Source organism: Enterobacter cloacae complex sp. P42RS, from assembly GCF_014930595.1.
In the GTDB taxonomy this organism is placed as follows: Bacteria; Pseudomonadota; Gammaproteobacteria; order Enterobacterales; family Enterobacteriaceae; genus Enterobacter; species Enterobacter bugandensis.
On the sequence record NZ_JADBRK010000004.1, the window covers coordinates 49,028 to 67,602 of the forward strand.

General features: G+C 57.6%; 22 protein-coding genes. 4 read left to right on the top strand and 18 right to left on the bottom strand.

Annotation, left to right across the window (positions count from 1 at the left end; genetic code table 11):
• Positions 1 to 19 precede the first annotated feature (19 nt).
• Genes IM314_RS06170 through IM314_RS06180 form a run of 3 tightly spaced genes read right to left on the bottom strand, consistent with a single transcriptional unit; the run spans position 20 to position 2,271 of the window.
• Complete coding sequence (locus IM314_RS06170) at positions 20 to 241, bottom strand: non-oxidative hydroxyarylic acid decarboxylases subunit D (RefSeq protein ID WP_003862116.1); 222 nt, start codon at positions 239 to 241, stop codon at positions 20 to 22.
• Between the two features lie 10 nt (positions 242 to 251).
• The gene (locus tag IM314_RS06175; RefSeq protein ID WP_041908445.1) at positions 252 to 1,679 is read right to left on the bottom strand and encodes a non-oxidative hydroxyarylic acid decarboxylases subunit C; all 1,428 of its coding nucleotides are present in this window, start codon (positions 1,677 to 1,679) and stop codon (positions 252 to 254) included.
• On the bottom strand, positions 1,669 to 2,271 hold the full coding sequence (locus IM314_RS06180; protein WP_045629940.1) for a non-oxidative hydroxyarylic acid decarboxylases subunit B: 603 nt from the start codon (positions 2,269 to 2,271) through the stop codon (positions 1,669 to 1,671). The genes IM314_RS06175 and IM314_RS06180 overlap by 11 nt, the downstream gene beginning before the upstream one ends.
• A 173-nt stretch (positions 2,272 to 2,444) precedes the next feature.
• Between IM314_RS06180 and IM314_RS06185 the strand changes: the two genes are divergently transcribed.
• Positions 2,445 to 2,852 (top strand): MarR family winged helix-turn-helix transcriptional regulator, encoded by a 408-nt coding sequence (locus tag IM314_RS06185; RefSeq protein ID WP_045629941.1) that lies wholly within the window; start codon positions 2,445 to 2,447, stop codon positions 2,850 to 2,852.
• Here IM314_RS06185 and IM314_RS06190 read toward each other — a convergent pair.
• On the bottom strand, positions 2,849 to 3,736 hold the full coding sequence (locus IM314_RS06190; protein ID WP_041908443.1) for a LysR family transcriptional regulator: 888 nt from the start codon (positions 3,734 to 3,736) through the stop codon (positions 2,849 to 2,851). The genes IM314_RS06185 and IM314_RS06190 overlap by 4 nt on opposite strands.
• Positions 3,737 to 3,844: 108 nt before the next feature.
• Between IM314_RS06190 and IM314_RS06195 the strand changes: the two genes are divergently transcribed.
• Positions 3,845 to 5,047: an MFS transporter gene (locus IM314_RS06195; protein ID WP_193358418.1), complete on the top strand. Its 1,203-nt coding sequence runs from the start codon at positions 3,845 to 3,847 to the stop codon at positions 5,045 to 5,047.
• Positions 5,044 to 5,421 (top strand): DUF4440 domain-containing protein, encoded by a 378-nt coding sequence (locus tag IM314_RS06200; RefSeq protein ID WP_045629943.1) that lies wholly within the window; start codon positions 5,044 to 5,046, stop codon positions 5,419 to 5,421. The genes IM314_RS06195 and IM314_RS06200 overlap by 4 nt, the downstream gene beginning before the upstream one ends.
• 52 nt (positions 5,422 to 5,473) lie before the next feature.
• On the opposite strand, the gene rpoS is transcribed toward IM314_RS06200, so the two are convergent.
• The 13 genes from rpoS to cysG all read right to left on the bottom strand — a co-directional run bounded on the left by rpoS (position 5,474) and on the right by cysG (position 16,475).
• Positions 5,474 to 6,466, bottom strand: coding sequence for an RNA polymerase sigma factor RpoS (gene rpoS, locus IM314_RS06205; RefSeq protein WP_013098493.1), 993 nt, complete (start codon positions 6,464 to 6,466; stop codon positions 5,474 to 5,476).
• A gap of 59 nt (positions 6,467 to 6,525) precedes the next feature.
• Positions 6,526 to 7,650, bottom strand: a complete 1,125-nt coding sequence (gene nlpD / locus IM314_RS06210; protein ID WP_041908436.1) for a murein hydrolase activator NlpD — start codon at positions 7,648 to 7,650, stop codon at positions 6,526 to 6,528.
• A 116-nt stretch (positions 7,651 to 7,766) separates the two neighbouring features.
• Positions 7,767 to 8,393 carry a protein-L-isoaspartate(D-aspartate) O-methyltransferase gene (locus IM314_RS06215; protein WP_028014237.1) on the bottom strand — a complete coding sequence of 209 codons (627 nt, stop codon included), beginning with the start codon at positions 8,391 to 8,393 and terminating at the stop codon, positions 7,767 to 7,769.
• Positions 8,387 to 9,148 carry a 5'/3'-nucleotidase SurE gene (gene surE, locus IM314_RS06220; protein WP_041908434.1) on the bottom strand — a complete coding sequence of 254 codons (762 nt, stop codon included), beginning with the start codon at positions 9,146 to 9,148 and terminating at the stop codon, positions 8,387 to 8,389. The genes IM314_RS06215 and surE overlap by 7 nt, the downstream gene beginning before the upstream one ends.
• Positions 9,129 to 10,178: a tRNA pseudouridine(13) synthase TruD gene (gene truD, locus IM314_RS06225; protein ID WP_048956588.1), complete on the bottom strand. Its 1,050-nt coding sequence runs from the start codon at positions 10,176 to 10,178 to the stop codon at positions 9,129 to 9,131. Before truD ends, surE begins: the two co-directional genes overlap by 20 nt.
• Positions 10,175 to 10,654 carry a 2-C-methyl-D-erythritol 2,4-cyclodiphosphate synthase gene (gene ispF / locus IM314_RS06230; RefSeq protein ID WP_006811766.1) on the bottom strand — a complete coding sequence of 160 codons (480 nt, stop codon included), beginning with the start codon at positions 10,652 to 10,654 and terminating at the stop codon, positions 10,175 to 10,177. The genes truD and ispF overlap by 4 nt, the downstream gene beginning before the upstream one ends.
• Positions 10,654 to 11,364 (bottom strand): 2-C-methyl-D-erythritol 4-phosphate cytidylyltransferase, encoded by a 711-nt coding sequence (gene ispD, locus IM314_RS06235; protein WP_028014240.1) that lies wholly within the window; start codon positions 11,362 to 11,364, stop codon positions 10,654 to 10,656. Before ispD ends, ispF begins: the two co-directional genes overlap by 1 nt.
• A gap of 19 nt (positions 11,365 to 11,383) precedes the next feature.
• The gene (gene ftsB / locus IM314_RS06240) at positions 11,384 to 11,695 is read right to left on the bottom strand and encodes a cell division protein FtsB (protein WP_003862095.1); all 312 of its coding nucleotides are present in this window, start codon (positions 11,693 to 11,695) and stop codon (positions 11,384 to 11,386) included.
• Between the two features lie 79 nt (positions 11,696 to 11,774).
• Entirely contained in the window at positions 11,775 to 12,101 is a 327-nt protein-coding gene (locus IM314_RS06245; protein ID WP_188246063.1) for a DUF3561 family protein, read from the bottom strand.
• 58 nt (positions 12,102 to 12,159) lie between these two features.
• The gene (cysC, locus tag IM314_RS06250; RefSeq protein ID WP_028014242.1) at positions 12,160 to 12,765 is read right to left on the bottom strand and encodes an adenylyl-sulfate kinase; all 606 of its coding nucleotides are present in this window, start codon (positions 12,763 to 12,765) and stop codon (positions 12,160 to 12,162) included.
• Positions 12,765 to 14,189 (bottom strand): sulfate adenylyltransferase subunit CysN, encoded by a 1,425-nt coding sequence (gene cysN, locus IM314_RS06255; protein WP_153656386.1) that lies wholly within the window; start codon positions 14,187 to 14,189, stop codon positions 12,765 to 12,767. Before cysN ends, cysC begins: the two co-directional genes overlap by 1 nt.
• Before the next feature lie 9 nt (positions 14,190 to 14,198).
• The gene (gene cysD / locus IM314_RS06260; protein WP_045888083.1) at positions 14,199 to 15,107 is read right to left on the bottom strand and encodes a sulfate adenylyltransferase subunit CysD; all 909 of its coding nucleotides are present in this window, start codon (positions 15,105 to 15,107) and stop codon (positions 14,199 to 14,201) included.
• A gap of 9 nt (positions 15,108 to 15,116) precedes the next feature.
• Positions 15,117 to 16,475: a siroheme synthase CysG gene (cysG, locus tag IM314_RS06265; protein WP_193358419.1), complete on the bottom strand. Its 1,359-nt coding sequence runs from the start codon at positions 16,473 to 16,475 to the stop codon at positions 15,117 to 15,119.
• 237 nt (positions 16,476 to 16,712) lie between these two features.
• On the opposite strand from cysG, the gene IM314_RS06270 reads away from it, so the two are divergent.
• Entirely contained in the window at positions 16,713 to 17,756 is a 1,044-nt protein-coding gene (locus IM314_RS06270) for an aminopeptidase (RefSeq protein ID WP_193358420.1), read from the top strand.
• Between the two features lie 71 nt (positions 17,757 to 17,827).
• Here the strand turns inward: IM314_RS06270 and cysH are convergent, their stop codons facing one another.
• Positions 17,828 to 18,562, bottom strand: a complete 735-nt coding sequence (gene cysH, locus IM314_RS06275; RefSeq protein ID WP_193358421.1) for a phosphoadenosine phosphosulfate reductase — start codon at positions 18,560 to 18,562, stop codon at positions 17,828 to 17,830.
• Between the last annotated feature and the right edge of the window lie 13 nt (positions 18,563 to 18,575).

The following is an 18,575-nucleotide window of genomic DNA, read 5'->3' on the forward strand; positions in this document are numbered from 1 at the left end:
AGCGCTACCGGGCTTATTTTTACAACAGCGGCGGGATCGTCGGCACCTGCGGTGCTTCATCAATATCCTTCTGCGTCATGCGGAACGCTTCCGGGTAATGCTCGCGGCTGGTACGACGCAGCGGTTCGGTATCGCGCCAGGTATAAAGACAATGCTGGCACTGATAAACGGTCCAGACCCCTTTCACCGGTGACGTCGCCATCACTTCAATATGCTCATCGGCACAACGTGGACAAATCATCTTTTCCTCCTTATTGGCGTGCTGCCAGCATCGCGGTCAGTTTTTCAGCCCAGGCTTTAGTTTCAGGCAGATCCTGTACCGGCTGGCTGTAGTGGCCACGGGTGTCCGGTGCAACAGGCGTGGTGGCATCAATAATCAGTTTGTCGGTAATGCCCGCCGGGCTGGAGCCAGGGTCGAGTTCAAGCACTGACATGTTCGGCAGCTGCACCAGATCCCCTGCCGGATTGACCTTCGATGAGAGCGCCCACATCACCTGCGGGAGGTTGAACGGATCGACATCCTCATCCACCATAATCACCATCTTCACGTAGCCCAGACCGTGCGGCGTGGTCATGGCGCGTAAACCGACCGCGCGGGCAAAACCACCGTAGCGTTTTTTGGTGGAGATAATTGCCAGCAGACCGTGGGTGTACATCGCGTTCACCGCCTGCACTTCCGGGAATTCCGCCTTCAGCTGCTGGTAAAGCGGCACGCAGGTGGCAGGTCCCATCAGATAGTCAATCTCGGTCCACGGCATGCCGAGGTAAAGGGATTCGAAGATCGGTTTGGTGCGGTAAGAAACTTTGTCGATACGGACCACCGTCATATTGCGGCCACCGGAATAGTGTCCGGTAAACTCGCCGAACGGCCCTTCGATTTCACGTTTGCGGCCTTCAATCACCCCTTCCAGGATCACTTCAGACCCCCACGGCACGTCGAAGCCGGTCAGCGGCGCGGTGGCAATCGGGTACGGGCTTTCGCGCAGCGCGCCGGCCATTTCATACTCAGACTGATCGTATTTCAGCGGCGTGGCGCCCATCAGGGTGATGATCGGGTCGTTGCCGAGAGTAATCGCGATCGGCAGATCTTGTCCGCGCTCTTCCGCTTTGTGCAGATGGAGGGCGATATCGTGCATCGGTACCGGCTGCAGGCCGAGCTTGCGCTTGCCCTTGACCTCCATGCGGTAGATCCCGACGTTCTGCTTGCCGAAATGGTCCGGGTCGAGCGGATCGCGCGAGACAACGCACGCTTTATCGAGATAAAAACCGCCGTCACCGTCGTTCAGGCGAAACAGCGGCAGGATATCGAACAGGTTAATGTCTTCACCGTCGACCGTATTTTGCGCCCAGGCCGGGTTAGCGCGGCGCTCCGGCGTAACGGGGAATTTATCCCAGCGGCGAATAAACTCGTCGATCTGTTTTTTTACCGGGGTGTTCGCTGGCAGCCCCATCGATATGGCGTGGTTTTGCCACGAGCCGATGGTGTTCATCACCACGCGGGCGTCGGTAAAGCCACGAATATTGTCGAACCACAGCGCGGGCGCGCCGTCGCCAATACGGCCTGTGGCGTTGGCTGCCGCCGCCAGATCCGGCTCCGCATTCACCTCTTCCTCAATTTTCAGCAGTTGCCCTTGCTCATCGAGCGCCTGCAGGAAGCTTCTCAAATCATCAAATGCCATCTTTGTTCTCCTGTGAAAAATGTTTCGCCTCCCGCAACCCGTTCCATCGGCGCGCCTTTTTGTGCTCCAGACCAAACTGGTCGAGCACACGAGTGACGATATGCTGGGTGATGTCATCGGCGGTTTGCGGGTGGTTGTAATACGCAGGCATGGGCGGCACCATCGCCACGCCCATGCGGGAAAGCGCCAGCATGTTCTCCAGATGAATGGTGCTGAGCGGCGTTTCGCGGGGAACGAGCACCAGCTTGCGCCCCTCTTTCAGCACCACATCTGCCGCACGGCCCACCAGCCCTTCGGCGTAGCCCGCGCGGATCCCCGCCAGCGTTTTCATGCTGCAGGGAATGACGATCATGCCGTCGGTGCGAAACGAGCCGGAGGAGATAGTGGCGGCCTGGTCTGCCGGGCTGTGAACAACGTCAGCCAGCGCAGCAACGTCCTGCACGCTGTAAGGCGTTTCCAGCTCAATGGTTGTTTTTGCCCACTTCGACATGACCAGATGGGTCTCTACCTCCGGCATTTCCTTCAGCGCCAGCAACAGCGCCACGCCGAGCGGAGCCCCCGTTGCTCCTGTCATTCCCACGATCAATCTCATTCATCACCTCAATCAATTTGTTCGTGTACGAACATTTACAGATAAACTACTCCCGGATCGCTCTACTGACAAGATGGTTCGTACACGATCACACTAATTGCTAAAAAATCCCGCGTTATCATCCCGGGCTTTAGCGGCTATCATAGGGGGTGATTTTTTCTGTCGGAGTGTTCATGGAACTAAGACAAGAGGCGTTCCACCTGTTACGTCAGCTTTTTCAACAGCATACCGCTAAGTGGCAACATGCCCTGCCGGAACTGACCAAGCCGCAGTATGCGGTTATGCGCTCCATTGCCGAGCACCCGGGCATTGAGCAGGTGGCATTGACCGAAGTGGCGGTCAGCACGAAGGCGACGCTGGCGGAGATGCTCAGCCGAATGGAGGCGCGCGGGCTGGTCAAACGCGAGCACGATCCCGCAGATAAGCGCCGCCGGTTTGTCTTCCTGACGCCGGAAGGCGAAGCCCTGCTTGCAGACTGCCAGCCGGTCGGCAACGAGGTGGATGAGGCGTTTTTAGGGCGTCTTAATAAGGCCGAACGGGAGCAGTTCTCTGCGCTCATCAAAAAGATGATGCACGATTAATTCACGCTGGCGCGCATAAAATCAATAAAGGTGCGCACTTTCGCAGGCACGTGCCGGGCATCCGGATAAACCGCGTGAATGCCCTGCCGCGCGAAGGTATATTCCGGTAAAACCGGGACCAGTTTTCCCGCATCAAGCGCATCGCGCACCAGCCATTCCGGCAGTAACGCCACGCCACTTCCCGCAAGCGCAAAAGCCATAAGCGCCTGCGCGCTGTCGGCAAACAGGCGCGGCGCTTTTTTTATCTCAAGCATTTCAGGCGCACCGCTGGCATCTTTCACCTGCCAGCGCAGCGGCGACGCTAAGCGCTCGTGAATAATCCAGTCGGCTTGCGCCAGCTGTGCAAGCGATTCAACCGGATGATTCATCCGCCATTCCGGCGTCGCGACGGGCAGGATGGAAAAATGTGAAATCAATGCGGCGTGGTAGCGCGAGTCGGTAAGCGTTCCCAACCGAATAGCCACGTCAAAGCGCTCTGAGATCAGGTCGGCATGGAGTGAAGACGAAACATGACGCACGCGAAGCTCCGGGTGCAGCTGGCTAAACCTTGCCAGCAAGGGTACCACGACCCGCGAACCATACTCAGGCGTGGTGGTGATCCGCAATTCCCCCGTGAGTCCTGCATGATTCGCGCGAACATCATCCTGCAGCCGTTCTGCGTCCTTCAGAAGCGCCACGCTGCGCTGATGAAAAAGCGCTCCCGCCTCGGTTAACGTCAGGCGGCGGGTGGAGCGCAGCAGCAGCGTCACCCCCAGCTCGGCTTCGAGCTGGCGAATATTGAAGCTGACCACGGCTTTTGTCAGACCCAGCGCATCGGCTGCGGCAGTAAAACTGCCGGTATCGGCCACCGCAACAAACATCTGCGTCCGCTGTAGGTTAATCATCATTACGCCTTTTACCGTCAAAATTTTTTTGACAGTATATCGCGCTTTGTCAGGTTTATCCGTGCTTCCGGGGTCGATACGATACGCCACCTCACGGGAGGATCCACCATGACGTATCGCAGCAAAGTCGCCGCTGTCTATCTGCTGGGCTTTTTTCTTGATTTGATCAACATGTTTATTGCCAGCGTCGCTTTTCCGGCGATGGCGCAAGCTCTTAACGCCACGCCTTCAGCGCTTGCCTGGGTCAGTAACGGGTACATTGCCGGCCTGACGCTGGCGATCCCGTTCAGCAGCATGCTCACGCGCCGCTTAGGACCAAAGCGGGTCATCCTGATCTCGCTTTTTCTGTTCAGCGCGGCTTCTGCTGCGGCAGGCTTGTCTGCAACGCTGGAAAGTCTGATCGCCTGGCGCGTGCTGCAGGGCGTGGGCGGTGGCTTACTGATCCCCGTCGGACAGGCGCTGACCTGGCAACTGTTTCAGCCTCACGAGCGAGCCAGACTCTCCTCGGCGGTCATGCTGGTCGCGCTGCTTGCTCCTGCCTGCTCCCCCGCTATCGGGGGCCTGCTGGTGCAGATGCTAAGCTGGCGGTGGATATTTTTCGCGACGCTTCCAGTGGCCATCGTGACCTTTGTGTTGGCCTGCCTGTGGCTTAAACATGAAATACCCGCGATGAAAGCGGCCAGGCTGCTCAACCTGCGGTTGCTCGCGGACCCGCTTTTGCGTTTTGCCATGCTTGTCTATGTATGCGTTCCTGGCGTATTTATCGGGGTGAACGTTACGGGCATGTTTTATCTTCAGCACGAGGCGAACATGAGTCCAGCCGCAACGGGTATGCTCATGCTGCCGTGGTCCGTGGCATCGTTTATCGCCATCACGGCGACGGGACGCTATTTTAACCGTATCGGCCCACAGCCGCTGATTGTTATCGGCTGCCTGCTGCAGGCGACGGGCATTCTGCTTTTGCTTAACGTCAGTTCGGCTACGCTGCTTCCTGTCGTTGCGTTTACCCTGATGGGCGCGGGGGGAAGCCTGTGCAGCAGTACCGCTCAGAGCAGCGCTTTTCTGACAACGCGCAGGGAAGAGATGCCGGATGCCAGCGCGCTGTGGAATCTCAATCGTCAGTTGAGCTTTTTTGCCGGTGCCCTGCTGCTGGCAGAGGTGCTGAGTCTGGCGCAGAGTTATCTGGCGCCGCTCGCCGCCTGGCACGGAATGTTTCTTTTTGCCGCAGGCATGACCCTATTGCCTGTACTGTACGTTTTCCGACTTAACAATACGCAGGTGCTCGACCAGCTGCGACAGGAGAATTCATGACGCCTTTTGAACACGACATTATCGACCTCCACATTGCGCTTGAAAACTGGTTAGGCAAAGGCGAAGGCGACTCTGACGCCCTGCTCGCCCGTTTCCGGCCAGATTTTCTGATGATCCCACCGGGTGGCGTTCATATCGACTATCACGGCCTTGTGGGCTTTCTGCACAGTCAGCGAGGAAGCCGCCCCGGACTGAAGATCGTCATTGACGAATTATCCACGATCGAGCGCTGGGATCGTGGCGCGGTACTGCACTACCGGGAGACGCAAACCCGGCCGGACCTGCCCGTCAACGTGCGTTGGTCAACCGCGGTGCTTAATCAGGAAGGCGGCGGGATTACATGGCGTCTGCTGCACGAAACGGCCAAGCCGTAGCACAAAAGAAAAAGGCCCGTCTCACGACGGGCCTTTTTTGACGAAAGGATGCTTATTCGCGGAACAGCGCTTCGATATTCAGACCTTGCCCCTGCAGGATTTCACGCAGGCGGCGCAGACCTTCTACCTGAATCTGACGAACACGTTCACGGGTCAGGCCAATTTCGCGGCCGACGTCTTCCAGTGTCGCAGCTTCATACCCCAGTAAACCGAAACGACGTGCCAGCACTTCACGCTGTTTGGCGTTCAGTTCGAACAGCCATTTGACGATGCTCTGCTTCATGTCATCGTCCTGCGTGGTGTCTTCCGGGCCGTTGTCTTTTTCATCGGCCAGGATGTCCAGCAGCGCTTTTTCGGAGTCGCCACCCAGCGGGGTGTCAACCGAGGTAATGCGCTCGTTGAGACGCAGCATACGGCTTACGTCATCAACCGGTTTGTCGAGTTGTTCGGCAATTTCTTCTGCGCTTGGCTCGTGGTCCAGTTTATGGGACAACTCGCGCGCGGTACGCAGATAGACGTTCAACTCTTTGACGATGTGGATCGGCAGTCGGATCGTACGGGTCTGGTTCATAATAGCCCGTTCGATGGTCTGACGAATCCACCAGGTCGCGTAGGTTGAGAAACGGAACCCGCGTTCCGGGTCAAACTTCTCAACTGCGCGGATGAGACCTAAGTTGCCCTCTTCAATCAGATCCAGCAGAGCCAGACCACGGTTGCCGTAACGGCGGGCAATTTTCACGACCAGTCGCAGGTTACTTTCGATCATGCGACGACGCGAGGCAACATCACCACGCAAAGCACGACGTGCGAAATAGACTTCTTCTTCGGCCGTTAGCAGTGGGGAGTAACCAATCTCCCCAAGGTAAAGCTGAGTCGCGTCCAGTACACGCTGTGTGGCGCCCTGCGATAACAGCTCTTCTTCAGCCAAATCGTTATCACTGGGTTCCTCTTCTACTAAGGCTTTTTCGTCAAAAGCCTCTGCTCCGTTCTCATCAAATTCCGCGTCTTCATTTAAATCATGAACTTTCAGCGTATTCTGACTCATAAGGTGGCTCCTACCCGTGATCCCTGAACGAGACACCCTGGCTGGCATGCCCCGTCAATTTATCGCTGCGGCAAGTACTGCAGCGGGTTTACGGATTTCCCCTTGTAACGAATTTCAAAATGCAAGCGTGTAGAACTGGTTCCGGTGCTACCCATGGTAGCGATTTTTTGCCCCGCCTTAACTTCTTGTTGTTCCCGGACCAGCATTGTGTCGTTATGGGCGTAGGCACTCAGGTAATCATCGTTATGTTTGATGATAATCAGATTACCGTAACCGCGCAGCGCGTTACCGGCGTACACAACGCGTCCGTCTGCGGTCGCGATGATAGCCTGTCCTTTACTGCCTGCGATATCGATCCCTTTGTTCCCACCCTCAGAGGTTGCGAAGTTCTCGATAATCTTGCCGTCGGTTGGCCAGCGCCATGCGGTGATGGACGAACTGGCATTCTGACTGCTTGCAGTCGGTTCAGTAGAGCTAACCACAGGTGCCGTGGTCGGTGCTGTGACAACAGTCGCAGTCCCTTTATTATTCGGCAACATTTTGTTAGCAGTCTGATCACCTGAATCCTCAGAATACGTAATTACAGGTTGTGAAGCAACCACCGTGGTGGATTTTTGTGCAGGCTTAACGCTGTTATTTTGAGCCGTCACATCGGCCGCTGAAACCGTATTGCCAGGCGTCAGTGGCGTACCCGTTGCGTTGCCCACCTGGAGCGTTTGGCCAACTTCCAGAGCATACGGGGCCTGGACGTTATTGCGCTGCGCGAGGTCACGGAAATCGTTCCCGGTGATCCAGGCAATGTAGAACAGCGTATCGCCGCGCTTCACGGTATAGGTGCTGCCGCCGGTATAGCTACCTTTCGGAATGTTCCCATACTGGCGGTTATAGACTATGCGGCCATTTTGGGTCTGAACAGGCTGTTCAACTGGCTGAATCTGCGTTGGCTGTGTAACAGGATGTTGCACAGGCTGAATTTGTGGTGTTTGCTGCGGCGCAGCAGTACCCATTTTAGGCGGAGGCGTGATCAACATTCCGCTGGACGTGTTACCGGAGCCGCTGTTTCCCCCGACGGAACTGACGGGCGCAGGCGCGTTGTTGGAACTTGTACAGCCTGCCAGCCAGAGCGAAACCAGTGATAATGCCGCAACACGGCTGATGGTGAATTTAGGGCTTCCCGCGCTCATTTATCCCCCAGGAATGTGTTAACTACCAGTGACTTAAAATTTACCGTGATGACACGAATCTTTCGCGCCACACCATACGCTGAATTTGCCTTAATAACCCTGGATAAATCCGAGTCTCAGGCCAACTCCCCCTTTACCAGAGGCACAAAGCGCACGGCTTCCACGGTGTCGATAATATACTCGCCGCCGCGCCGACGAACGCGCTTTAATAGCTGCTGCTCGTCCCCGACGGGCAGAACAAGAATGCCCCCCTCATCCAGCTGCGACAAGAGCGCTGCGGGAATTTCAGGCGGAGCCGCCGTCACGATGATAGCGTCAAACGGGGCGCGAGCCTGCCAACCCTGCCATCCATCACCGTGTCGTGTCGAAACATTATGTAAATCAAGTTGTTTCAGGCGACGACGCGCCTGCCATTGCAAACCTTTGATCCGCTCTACGGAACAGACATGGTGTACCAGATGCGCCAGGATGGCGGTCTGATACCCCGACCCGGTGCCAATCTCCAGCACGCGTGAGTCGGGCGTGAGCTCCAGCAGCTCCGTCATCCGCGCCACCATATAAGGCTGCGAAATCGTCTGGCCTTGCCCGATGGGCAGCGCTACGTTTTCCCACGCTTTGTGTTCAAACGCCTCGTCTACAAATTTCTCACGCGGGACCTGAGCGAGCGCTTCAAGCACGTGCTCGTCGCGGATCCCCTGTGCGCGAAGTTGTTCCAGAAGAGTTTGTACACGTTTGCTTACCATTGCGCGTTCACTCCTGCGCGATCCAGCCAGCCCGACACCACATCATGCGCGCTATACGCGGTTAAATCTACGTGCAGCGGAGTGACCGAGACATAGCCATCATCCACGGCGGCAAAGTCGGTGTCCGGACCCGCATCGCACTTATCGCCAGGAGGCCCGATCCAGTAAAGCGTGTTGCCGCGAGGATCCTGCTGCGGGATCACCTGATCGGCCGGATGCCGGCTTCCGCAGCGCGTAACGCGAATGCCCTTAATTTCATTGAGAGGAAGATCCGGCACGTTGATGTTGAGAATGCGCCCGGTACGCAGCGGCTCGCGGCCTAGCGCCCGCAGGATCGAGCAGGTCACCGCGGCGGCGGTATCGTAGTGCGTGTGGCCGTTTAACGAGACCGCCAGCGCCGGGAACCCCAGATGGCGCCCTTCCATTGCCGCCGCTACCGTTCCGGAGTAAATCACGTCATCGCCGAGGTTCGGCCCGGCGTTAATGCCGGAGACGACGATATCCGGACGCGGGCGCATCAGCGCGTTCACGCCCAGAAACACGCAGTCCGTCGGCGTGCCCATCTGCACGGCAATATCGCCATTTTCAAAGGTAAAGGTGCGAAGCGACGACTCCAGCGTCAGTGAGTTAGACGCTCCACTGCGGTTACGATCGGGGGCCACGACCTGCACATCCGCAAATTCACGGAGGTGCTTCGCCAGGGTCTGAATGCCCGGCGCGTGGATCCCGTCATCGTTACTCAGCAATATTCGCATAATCACCCGAGGTGTTGATTAGTTCCCTGACAACACTGGTGGCAAAGCTACCTGCCGGCAGCCAGAAGCGTAACTCGACGGTCACGTCATCCCACCAGTTCCAGCTTAACTGCTGCGGATAGAGCAGCATCGCGCGGCGCGCTGCTTCGACTTTTTCCCGCACCAGCAAGGATTGTAATTCCGGCGCATCCGCCACGGCGGACTGCTCAGCGCTCAACGCGTCGCCCTGGGTGCCCCAGTCGCCTGAGCCCGGCAAAGCTGCGGTAATCATCAGCGCTTTGGCATCCACGCGCGACTGCACATCGGCCATTTCTTCGGCCGTTGCCACAAACCAGCTTCCGCGTCCCGCTAATTGTAGCGCATCGCCAACAACAACTTGATTCGCGTCCGGTTTTTTCAGCCTTTCGCTCACAATCTGATTAAACAACGCGCTGCGGGCCGCCGACAACCAAAAACTGCGTTTATTCCTGTCGCGCACCGGCGCATCGCTTTGCGCCCAGCGCAGCGCGCCCTGCAGGTTGCTGCCGCCAATGCCAAAGCGCTGCGCGCCAAAGTAGTTCGGAACGCCGCGTTCATTAATGGCGTTGAGACGTTTTTCAACGTCTTCTCGATCGGTCACTTCGCGCAGCACCAGCGTAAACGCGTTGCCTTTCAACGCCCCCAGGCGCAGCTTGCGCTTGTGGCGGGCGTACTCCAGCACCTTACAGCCTTCAAGCTCAAATTTGCTTAAATCAGGCATCGCATTGCCGGGCACGCGGGCGCAGAGCCACTGCTCGGTGACAGCGTGTTTATCTTTCTGCCCGGCAAAGCTCACTTCCCGGGCGTGAATTTTGAGGAATTTTGCCAGCGCGTCGGCCACAAAGCGGGTGTTGCAGCCGTTTTTCAGAATACGCACCAGGATATGTTCGCCTTCGCCATCGGGTTCAAAGCCCAGATCCTCAACCACGAGGAAATCTTCCGGGCTGGCTTTCAGCACCCCGTTCCCCTGCGGCTTACCGTGCAGGTATGTCAGGTTATCGAAGTCCGTCATTTTGCCGCCTTCACCAGCAGCGCCACGGCTTCACAGGCAATCCCTTCGCCACGACCGGTAAAGCCCAGCTTCTCCGTGGTGGTGGCTTTGACGTTGACGTCGTCCATATGGCAGCCCAGATCTTCAGCGATAAATACGCGCATCTGCGGAATGTGCGGCAGCATTTTCGGGGCCTGGGCAATAATCGTCACGTCGACGTTGCCGAGGGTGTAACCTTTCGCCTGAATACGGCGCCACGCTTCGCGCAGCAATTCGCGGCTGTCCGCCCCTTTAAAGGCCGGGTCGGTGTCCGGGAACAGCTTGCCGATATCACCCAGCGCGGCAGCGCCGAGTAGCGCGTCGGTCAGCGCATGCAGCGCCACGTCGCCATCAGAATGCGCCAGCAGCCCTTTTTCGTAAGGAATACGTACGCCGCCAATGATAATTGGGCCTTCTCCGCCAAAGGCGTGTACATCAAAACCGTGTCCAATTCGCATTATGCCTTCTCCTGATGGGTCGAACGGGTAAGATAAAATTCCGCGAGCTGTAAATCTTCCGGGCGCGTCACTTTTATATTATCAGCGCGCCCTTCAACAAGCGTGGGGTGAAAACCGCAATACTCCAGCGCGGAGGCTTCGTCCGTGATGGTCGCGCCTTCATTAAGGGCACGCGTTAAGCAGTCGTGGAGCAGTTCGCGGGGGAAAAATTGCGGCGTCAGCGCGTGCCATAAGTCGACGCGCTCAACGGTGTGGGCGATGGCACGCTTGCCCGGCTCGGCACGCTTCATGGTGTCGCGCACCGGCGCGGCCAGAATGCCGCCCACTTTACTGGTTTCGCTCAGCGCCAGCAGGCGTGCCAGGTCGTCCTGATGCAGGCACGGACGTGCCGCGTCATGGACCAGCACCCACTGGGCGCTTCCGGCAGCCTGAATGCCCGCCAGCACGGAATCGGCGCGCTCGGCGCCGCCATCAACTACGGTAATCTGTGGGTGGTTTGCCAGCGGCAGCTGCGCAAAGCGGGCATCGCCGGGACTGATGGCGATGACCACGTGCGTCACCCGCGGGTGCGCCAGCAGCGCCGCCACGGCGTGCTCAAGGATCGTTTTATCGCCAATTGAGAGGTACTGCTTGGGACATTCTGTCTGCATGCGCCGGCCAAAACCTGCGGCCGGCACCACGGCACATACGTCCGAAAAAGTTGCTGCCATGTCGTAATCCTGGGCCTGATTATCGATTGTTTTGTGCTGAGCCCTGATTGCGTTTAGACGCATCCGGAACCAGACGATAAAAGGTTTCGCCCGGCTTAGTCATACTGAGTTCATTGCGTGCGCGCTCCTCAATCGCCTCCTGGCCGCCATTGAGGTCATCAATTTCAGCAAAGAGTTGATCGTTACGCGCCTTAAGTTTGGCATTTGTTGCCTGCTGAGCCGCGACGTCATCGCTCACCCGGCTGTAGTCGTGCAGCCCGTTCTTACCGAACCACAACGAATATTGCAGCCAGACCAGCAAAGCCAGCAACAGCAGCGTTAGTTTACCCATCCTGCCCCCTGAAAAAACGGCATCATCATCCCATAACTTTCCGTTCGACTCTACTGCGGGGTTTTAATTATGTCGCAAGTTAGCCCATCAGCCATAAAAACAGCAGGCCAAAGATGACGACAACGGTGGCAATCGTGATAACCGTACTGTACAGGAGCTTGCCGTTGAAAAGGGAGTGCAGCGCAACCCCGACAACGACCGCAACGGGCATCAGCGCCAGGAAGAAGGGCCAGGTGTAGAGAAAGAAGAAAAGGGTGTTACCACCGTAGATCAAAAACGGGATACCCAGCGCCAGTAACCACGACGCAAAGCCGACTATCGCCCCAGGGAAGGACCAGGTCGTCTCATTGTCGGAGGTTAACGGTTCCGACCCGGTGGTGATAATGTAGTTTTCACTGTTGCGCATAGCTAATCCTGTGACCGTGACTCATCGTTCGGGAAGACAGCTCCCGAACGATACCGCCTCAGGATCTGATAATATCGTCCCGTCTGAGCAGGTCTAATAATTGGCTTACTAAATTTGTTACCAATTGTTGACCTTCCAGGTGAATCTCAGGCGATTCAGGCGCTTCGTAAACCGAGTCAATTCCGGTGAAGTTTCGAAGCTCGCCGGCACGCGCTTTTTTGTACAGCCCTTTCGGATCGCGCGCTTCGCAGATCTCCAGCGGCGTATCGACAAACACTTCGATAAAGCGATCCTGACCCACGCGCTCGCGCACCATCTGGCGCTCTGCGCGGTGTGGCGAGATAAACGCCGTCAGCACCACCAGCCCGGCGTCTGCCATCAGGCTGGCGACTTCACCTACCCGGCGAATGTTCTCTTTGCGGTCGTCGTCGCTGAACCCCAAATCGCTGCACAGGCCGTGACGCACGTTGTCGCCATCCAGCAGGTAGGTACTTACTCCCTGCTGATGCAGCGCCTCTTCCAGCGCGCCCGCCACCGTGGATTTACCGGAGCCAGACAGCCCGGTAAACCACAGCACCACCCCACGGTGGCCATGAAGCTGTTCGCGCTGGGCGACGGTGACCGGATGAGGATGCCAGACGACGTTCTCATCATGGGCGGCCATTACTTGCCTCCCAGCAGATCGCGGGCGCCCCAGTGCGGGAAGTGCTTACGCACCAGCGCGTTCAGCTCCAGCTCAAACGCGCTGAACTCAGAGGTCACGCTCGCCTGCGCGTTAGGCTCGCGCACCATGCCCGCGCCGACGGTAACGTTGGTCAGGCGGTCAATAAAGATCAGCCCGCCCGTCACCGGGTTCTGCTGATACGGATCCAGCACCAGCGGCTCGTCGAAGGTCAGATCCACCAGGCCAATACCATTCAGCGGCAGCTCGCTCACGTCACGGTGGGTCAGGTTGTTGATGTCCACCTGGAACTGAATGCCGTCCACGCGGGCACGGGTTTTCTTCCCGGCAATTTTGATGTCGTAGCTCTGGCCTGCGGTCAGCGGCTGTTCGGCCATCCACACCACGTCCACGGACGCGCCCTGCACCGCCGTCAGCATCTCCTGCGCGTCGACCAGCAGGTCACCGCGGCTGATATCAATTTCGTCTTTCAGCACCAGCGTGACCGCTTCCCCTGCCCCGGCTTCCTGCAGGTCGCCGTCGAACGTCACGATGCGAGCGATTGCCGACTCCACGCCGGATGGCAGCACCTTCACGCGCTGCCCCACCTTCACGGAACCGGAAGCAATAGTGCCGGAGAAGCCGCGGAAATCGAGGTTTGGACGGTTCACGTACTGCACCGGGAAACGCATTGGCTGAGTGTCGACCACGCGCTGAATTTCAACGGTTTCGAGCACTTCCAGCAGCGTCGGGCCGCTGTACCACGGCATGTTCGCGCTCTGGGAGGCGACGTTATCCCCTTCCAGCGCCGAGAGCGGCACAAAGCGAATATCCAGGTTGCCCGGCAGCTGTTCGGCAAAGGTCAGGTAGCTCTGGCGGATCTCCTCGAATTTTTCTTCGCTGAAGTTCACCAGATCCATCTTGTTGACCGCCACCACCAGGTGCTTGATCCCCAGCAAAGTGGAGATAAAGCTGTGGCGACGGGTTTGATCCAGCACGCCTTTACGGGCGTCCATCAGCAGGATCGCCAGATCGCAGGTGGATGCGCCGGTCGCCATATTGCGGGTGTACTGCTCGTGCCCCGGGGTGTCGGCGATAATAAACTTGCGCTTCTCGGTGGAGAAATAGCGATAGGCCACGTCAATAGTGATGCCCTGCTCGCGCTCCGCCTGCAGGCCGTCCACCAGCAGCGCCAGGTCAAGTTTTTCGCCCTGGGTGCCGTGACGCTTGCTGTCGTTATGCAGGGAAGAGAGCTGATCTTCATAAATCTGGCGCGTGTCGTGCAGCAGGCGGCCAATCAGGGTACTTTTCCCGTCATCCACGCTGCCGCAGGTCAGAAAACGCAGCAGGCTTTTATGTTGTTGGGCGTGCAGATACGCTTCCACGCCGCCTTCGTTGGCAATTTGTTGAGCAATAGTGGTGTTCATGGCGGCTCCTTAGAAATAACCCTGACGTTTCTTCAGCTCCATGGAGCCTGCCTGGTCGCGGTCAATCACGCGCCCCTGTCGCTCGCTGGTGGTGGACACCAGCATCTCTTCGATGATCTCCGGCAGCGTCTGCGCGTTCGATTCCACCGCGCCGGTCAGCGGCCAGCAGCCGAGGGTACGGAAACGCACCATCTGTTGTTTGATTACCTCACCCGGCTGCAGGTCGATGCGATCGTCGTCGATCATCATCAGCATGCCGTCGCGCTCCAGCACCGGGCGCTCGGCGGCCAGATACAGCGGAACGATTTCGATGTTTTCCAGGTAGATGTACTGCCAGATATCCAGCTCGGTCCAGTTGGAGAGCGGGAAAACGCGAATGCTTTCGCCTTTGTTGATCTGACCGTTGTAGTTGTGCCACAGCTCCGGGCGCTGGTTTTTCGGATCCCAGCGGTGGAAGCGGTCGCGGAAGGAGTAGATACGCTCTTTGGCGCGGGATTTCTCCTCGTCACGGCGCGCGCCGCCGAAGGCCGCGTCAAAACCGTATTTATTCAGCGCCTGCTTCAGCCCTTCGGTTTTCATGATGTCAGTATGTTTGGCGCTACCGTGCACGAACGGGTTAATGCCCATCGCCACCCCTTCCGGGTTTTTATGCACCAGCAGCTCGCAGCCGTAGGCTTTGGCGGTACGGTCGCGGAACTCGTACATTTCGCGGAATTTCCAGCCGGTATCCACGTGCAGCAGCGGGAACGGCAGCGTACCCGGATAAAACGCTTTACGCGCCAGATGCAGCATGACGCTGGAATCTTTACCGATGGAGTACATCATCACCGGGTTAGAAAACTCGGCGGCCACTTCGCGGATAATATGGATACTTTCCGCTTCGAGCTGCCGCAGGTGAGTAAGTCGTTTTTGGTCCATAACCGTTCCTTAAGCCAAATTTACAACAGAAGAACCAAAGCCTTCTGTATCGGTTGTGTTCTGAAACCAGGCGAGCGTGCTGTGCAGCTGCACCACTTCCCCCACCACGATCAGGGCGGGCATCGGGGCGTCTTTCGCCAGGGTTGCAAGGTGTTCCAGCGTGCCCGTCGCAACGTGCTGATCGACGCGCGTGCCTCGAGAAATAACGGCAACGGGCGTCGTCGCCTCGCGACCGTGCTGAATAAGTTGTTCGCTGATGTCCGCAGCCTTCATCGTGCCCATGTATATCGCCAGCGTTTGTCGGCTCTGGGCGAGGTGCGACCAGTCAAACGGCGTGCTGTCGGCCTTGTAGTGCCCGGTCACAAAGGTCACGCTCTGGGCGTAATCGCGATGGGTCAGCGGAATGCCGGCGTAGGCCGTCACCGCAGAGGCCGCCGTGATGCCGGGCACCACCTGGAACGGCACGCCAGCTTCGGCTGCCGCCTGCAGTTCTTCACCGCCGCGACCGAAAATGAACGGGTCGCCCCCTTTCAGGCGCACCACGGTTTTGCCCGCTTTCGCAGCGTCAATCAGCATCTGGTTGGTATCGTGCTGCGGCACGGAGTGTTCCCCCGCCCGTTTGCCGACGCAGATTTGCTCCGCATCGCGACGGATCAGCTCGCGCACGCCGTCGGTGACCAGGTGGTCGTAGAACACTACGTCCGCATCCTGCAGAACCTGCAGGCCGCGCAGCGTCAGTAAACCGGCATCCCCCGGCCCGGCGCCCACCAGAATAATTTCCCCGCCCGTACTGCCGGGGTTATCCAGTTCGTCTTCGAGAATTTTCTGCGCCGCCGTCTCATTGCCCGCCTGCATCAGGCTGGCAAAGCGGCCGCGAAATACGCGCTCCCAGAAGCGACGGCGTTCCGTCACGCTGGTCAGGCGGTTTTTTAAATGGTTGCGCCAGTAGCTGGCTTTCTCCGCCATGCGTCCGAGGCTGGTCGGCAGCAGCGCTTCGATCTTTTCCCGCAGCACGCGCGCCAGCACCGGCGCGGTGCCGCCGGAGGAGATCGCCACCAGCAGCGGCGAGCGGTCAACGATCGACGGGAAGATAAACGAGCATAAAGGCTGGTCGTCCACCACGTTCACCAGACGGTAACGGGCCTGGGCCGCGTCGGAGACCCGCCGGTTCAGTTCCCGATTTTCAGTTGCCGCAATCACCAGCACCACGCTGTCGATCTGTGACTCGTCGAAATCCGCCTCTTCAACAACCCGCACCTGTGCCCCTGCGCGCTGCAAAAACGCGATTTTGCGATCGGCAATTTCTCCCGTGCCGACAACCAGTACCGGTCGGTCTTTTAAGGCGGCAAAAAGGGGTAGATAGTCCACAGGCAACAACTCACTAACAACGAGGAATAGAGGGACTATAGGGGGCGGCTTAGATCGAATGAAATTACGAATTGGAATGAGTAGTTACTCAATGGAATAACGCCGTGAAAAAGCAAATACCAAAAAATGCTTAACACGCGAAATTTCGGGCATTTAAGAGCAATTCAAATTGTGTATGGACGATCACAGTTTCATACTATGCACGTTATTATTTTGCTCTGTTTTTAAGGACTCACTATGTTTTCCGCAACGCGCCACCGTATTGCTGCCCTGGCGCTCGGCGTTTGCTTTATCCTTCCGGCTCAGGCAAAAAATCAACCTTATGGTGAAATCGCGACTCAGCAGGCGCGACATATTGCGACGGTTTTCCCTGGCCGCATGACCGGTTCACCTGCGGAGATGCTCTCCGCCGACTATATTCGCCAGCAGTTTGCACAGATGGGCTACCAGAGTGACATACGCTCGTTTCACAGCCGCTACATCTATACCTCACGCAATAAAATGCAGAACTGGCATAACGTAACCGGCAGCACGGTGATTGCGGCGCATGAGGGGAAAGCGGCTGAGCAGATTATTATCATGGCGCACCTGGATACCTATGCGCCAATGAGCGACGCCGATATTGATAATAACCTCGGGGGACTGACGCTGCAGGGCATGGACGATAACGCAGCGGGTCTCGGCGTGATGCTTGAACTGGCTGAACGCCTTAAAAATATTCCGACGAAATACGGTATTCGCTTTGTGGCGACCAGCGGCGAAGAAGAAGGAAAACTCGGCGCTGAGAATCTCCTTAAACGGATGAGCGCTGAGGAGAAGAAAAATACGCTGCTGGTGATTAACCTCGATAACCTGATCGTGGGCGATAAGCTCTATTTTAATAGTGGACAGAGCACGCCGAGCAGCGTGCGTAAACTCACCCGCGACCGTGCGCTGGCGCTTGCCCGTACGCATGGCGTCTATGCCGCAACAAACCCAGGCGGTAACCCGGATTATCCAAAAGGCACTGGCTGTTGTAACGACGGGGAAGTGTTTGATAAGGCAGGTATTCCGGTGCTGTACGTCGAGGCGACGAACTGGGCGCTGGGCAAAAAGGATGGCTATCAGCAGCGCGCTAAATCGAAAGCGTTCCCGGACGGAACCAGCTGGCATGACGTGCGGCTGGATAATCAGCAGCACATTGATAAAACGCTGCCGCAGCGGATTGAGCACCGCAGCCGGGACGTGGTGAAAGTGATGCTGCCGCTGGTGAAGGAGCTGGCGAAAGCGGGCAAAGCCTGATGTTTTTAAGTATAGCGGGGCCTGATGCCCTCACCCCAACCCTCTCCCACAGGGAGAGGGAGGATAAAGGATCACCCTTCGTGCAGCCCGCACTCGCGCTTCAGCCCAAAGAATCGCGTCTCTTCTTCCGCCATTCCCGGCTCCCATTTGCGCGTGGTGTGGGTGTCGCCCACCGACAGGTAGCCCTGATCCCACAGCGGATGGTACTTGAGCCCGTGTTTTTGCAGGTACTGATACACCGTGCGGTTATCCCAGTCGATAATCGGCAGCACTTTGAACACGCCGCGCTGTACCGCCAGTACCGGTAAGGTTGCGCGGCTCCCGGACTGCTCGCGGCGCAGACCCGCAAACCACGTTTGGGCGTTCAGCTCTTTCAGCGCGCGGTTCATCGGCTCAACTTTGTTGATCTCATTGTATTTCTCAATGCCCTCAACGCCCTGCTCCCAGAGCTTGCCGTAGCGCGCCTCCTGCCAGGCCGGGCTTTCCGTTGCGCGGTAGACTTTAAGGTTCAGCCTGAGCTTGTCCGTCAGCTCGTCGATAAACTGGTAGGTTTCCGGGAACAGGTAGCCGGTATCGGTGAGGATCACCGGTATGTCCGGACGGATCTGATTCACCAGATGCAAACTGACCGCCGCCTGAATACCAAAGCTTGATGAGAGCACATACTCTCCCGGCAGGTTTTCCAGCGCCCACGCCACGCGCCCTTCGGCGTCCAGCTTTTCAAGGTGAGCGTTAGTTTCTGCCAGCGCCAGAATGCGTTCGACTTTTGGCAGGTCATTAAGGGCGTTTAGATCGAGTACGGACATAATTACCTCTCGT

Excerpts from the sequence above, each read along its gene's own strand:
- IM314_RS06245 (WP_188246063.1), bottom strand. The coding sequence starts at position 12,101 with ATGCGCAACAGTGAAAACTACATTATCACCACCGGGTCGGAACCGTTA.
- IM314_RS06200 (WP_045629943.1), top strand. The coding sequence starts at position 5,044 with ATGACGCCTTTTGAACACGACATTATCGACCTCCACATTGCGCTTGAA.
- IM314_RS06185 (WP_045629941.1), top strand. The coding sequence starts at position 2,445 with ATGGAACTAAGACAAGAGGCGTTCCACCTGTTACGTCAGCTTTTTCAA.
- ispD (WP_028014240.1), bottom strand. The coding sequence starts at position 11,364 with ATGGCAGCAACTTTTTCGGACGTATGTGCCGTGGTGCCGGCCGCAGGT.
- cysD (WP_045888083.1), bottom strand. The coding sequence starts at position 15,107 with ATGGACCAAAAACGACTTACTCACCTGCGGCAGCTCGAAGCGGAAAGT.
- truD (WP_048956588.1), bottom strand. The coding sequence starts at position 10,178 with ATGACGGACTTCGATAACCTGACATACCTGCACGGTAAGCCGCAGGGG.
- cysH (WP_193358421.1), bottom strand. The coding sequence starts at position 18,562 with ATGTCCGTACTCGATCTAAACGCCCTTAATGACCTGCCAAAAGTCGAA.
- IM314_RS06170 (WP_003862116.1), bottom strand. The coding sequence starts at position 241 with ATGATTTGTCCACGTTGTGCCGATGAGCATATTGAAGTGATGGCGACG.
- IM314_RS06180 (WP_045629940.1), bottom strand. The coding sequence starts at position 2,271 with ATGAGATTGATCGTGGGAATGACAGGAGCAACGGGGGCTCCGCTCGGC.
- rpoS (WP_013098493.1), bottom strand. The coding sequence starts at position 6,466 with ATGAGTCAGAATACGCTGAAAGTTCATGATTTAAATGAAGACGCGGAA.
- ftsB (WP_003862095.1), bottom strand. The coding sequence starts at position 11,695 with ATGGGTAAACTAACGCTGCTGTTGCTGGCTTTGCTGGTCTGGCTGCAA.
- ispF (WP_006811766.1), bottom strand. The coding sequence starts at position 10,654 with ATGCGAATTGGACACGGTTTTGATGTACACGCCTTTGGCGGAGAAGGC.
- IM314_RS06190 (WP_041908443.1), bottom strand. The coding sequence starts at position 3,736 with ATGATTAACCTACAGCGGACGCAGATGTTTGTTGCGGTGGCCGATACC.
- IM314_RS06270 (WP_193358420.1), top strand. The coding sequence starts at position 16,713 with ATGTTTTCCGCAACGCGCCACCGTATTGCTGCCCTGGCGCTCGGCGTT.
- cysC (WP_028014242.1), bottom strand. The coding sequence starts at position 12,765 with ATGGCCGCCCATGATGAGAACGTCGTCTGGCATCCTCATCCGGTCACC.
- IM314_RS06175 (WP_041908445.1), bottom strand. The coding sequence starts at position 1,679 with ATGGCATTTGATGATTTGAGAAGCTTCCTGCAGGCGCTCGATGAGCAA.
- cysN (WP_153656386.1), bottom strand. The coding sequence starts at position 14,189 with ATGAACACCACTATTGCTCAACAAATTGCCAACGAAGGCGGCGTGGAA.
- surE (WP_041908434.1), bottom strand. The coding sequence starts at position 9,148 with ATGCGAATATTGCTGAGTAACGATGACGGGATCCACGCGCCGGGCATT.
- IM314_RS06195 (WP_193358418.1), top strand. The coding sequence starts at position 3,845 with ATGACGTATCGCAGCAAAGTCGCCGCTGTCTATCTGCTGGGCTTTTTT.
- IM314_RS06215 (WP_028014237.1), bottom strand. The coding sequence starts at position 8,393 with ATGGTAAGCAAACGTGTACAAACTCTTCTGGAACAACTTCGCGCACAG.
- nlpD (WP_041908436.1), bottom strand. The coding sequence starts at position 7,650 with ATGAGCGCGGGAAGCCCTAAATTCACCATCAGCCGTGTTGCGGCATTA.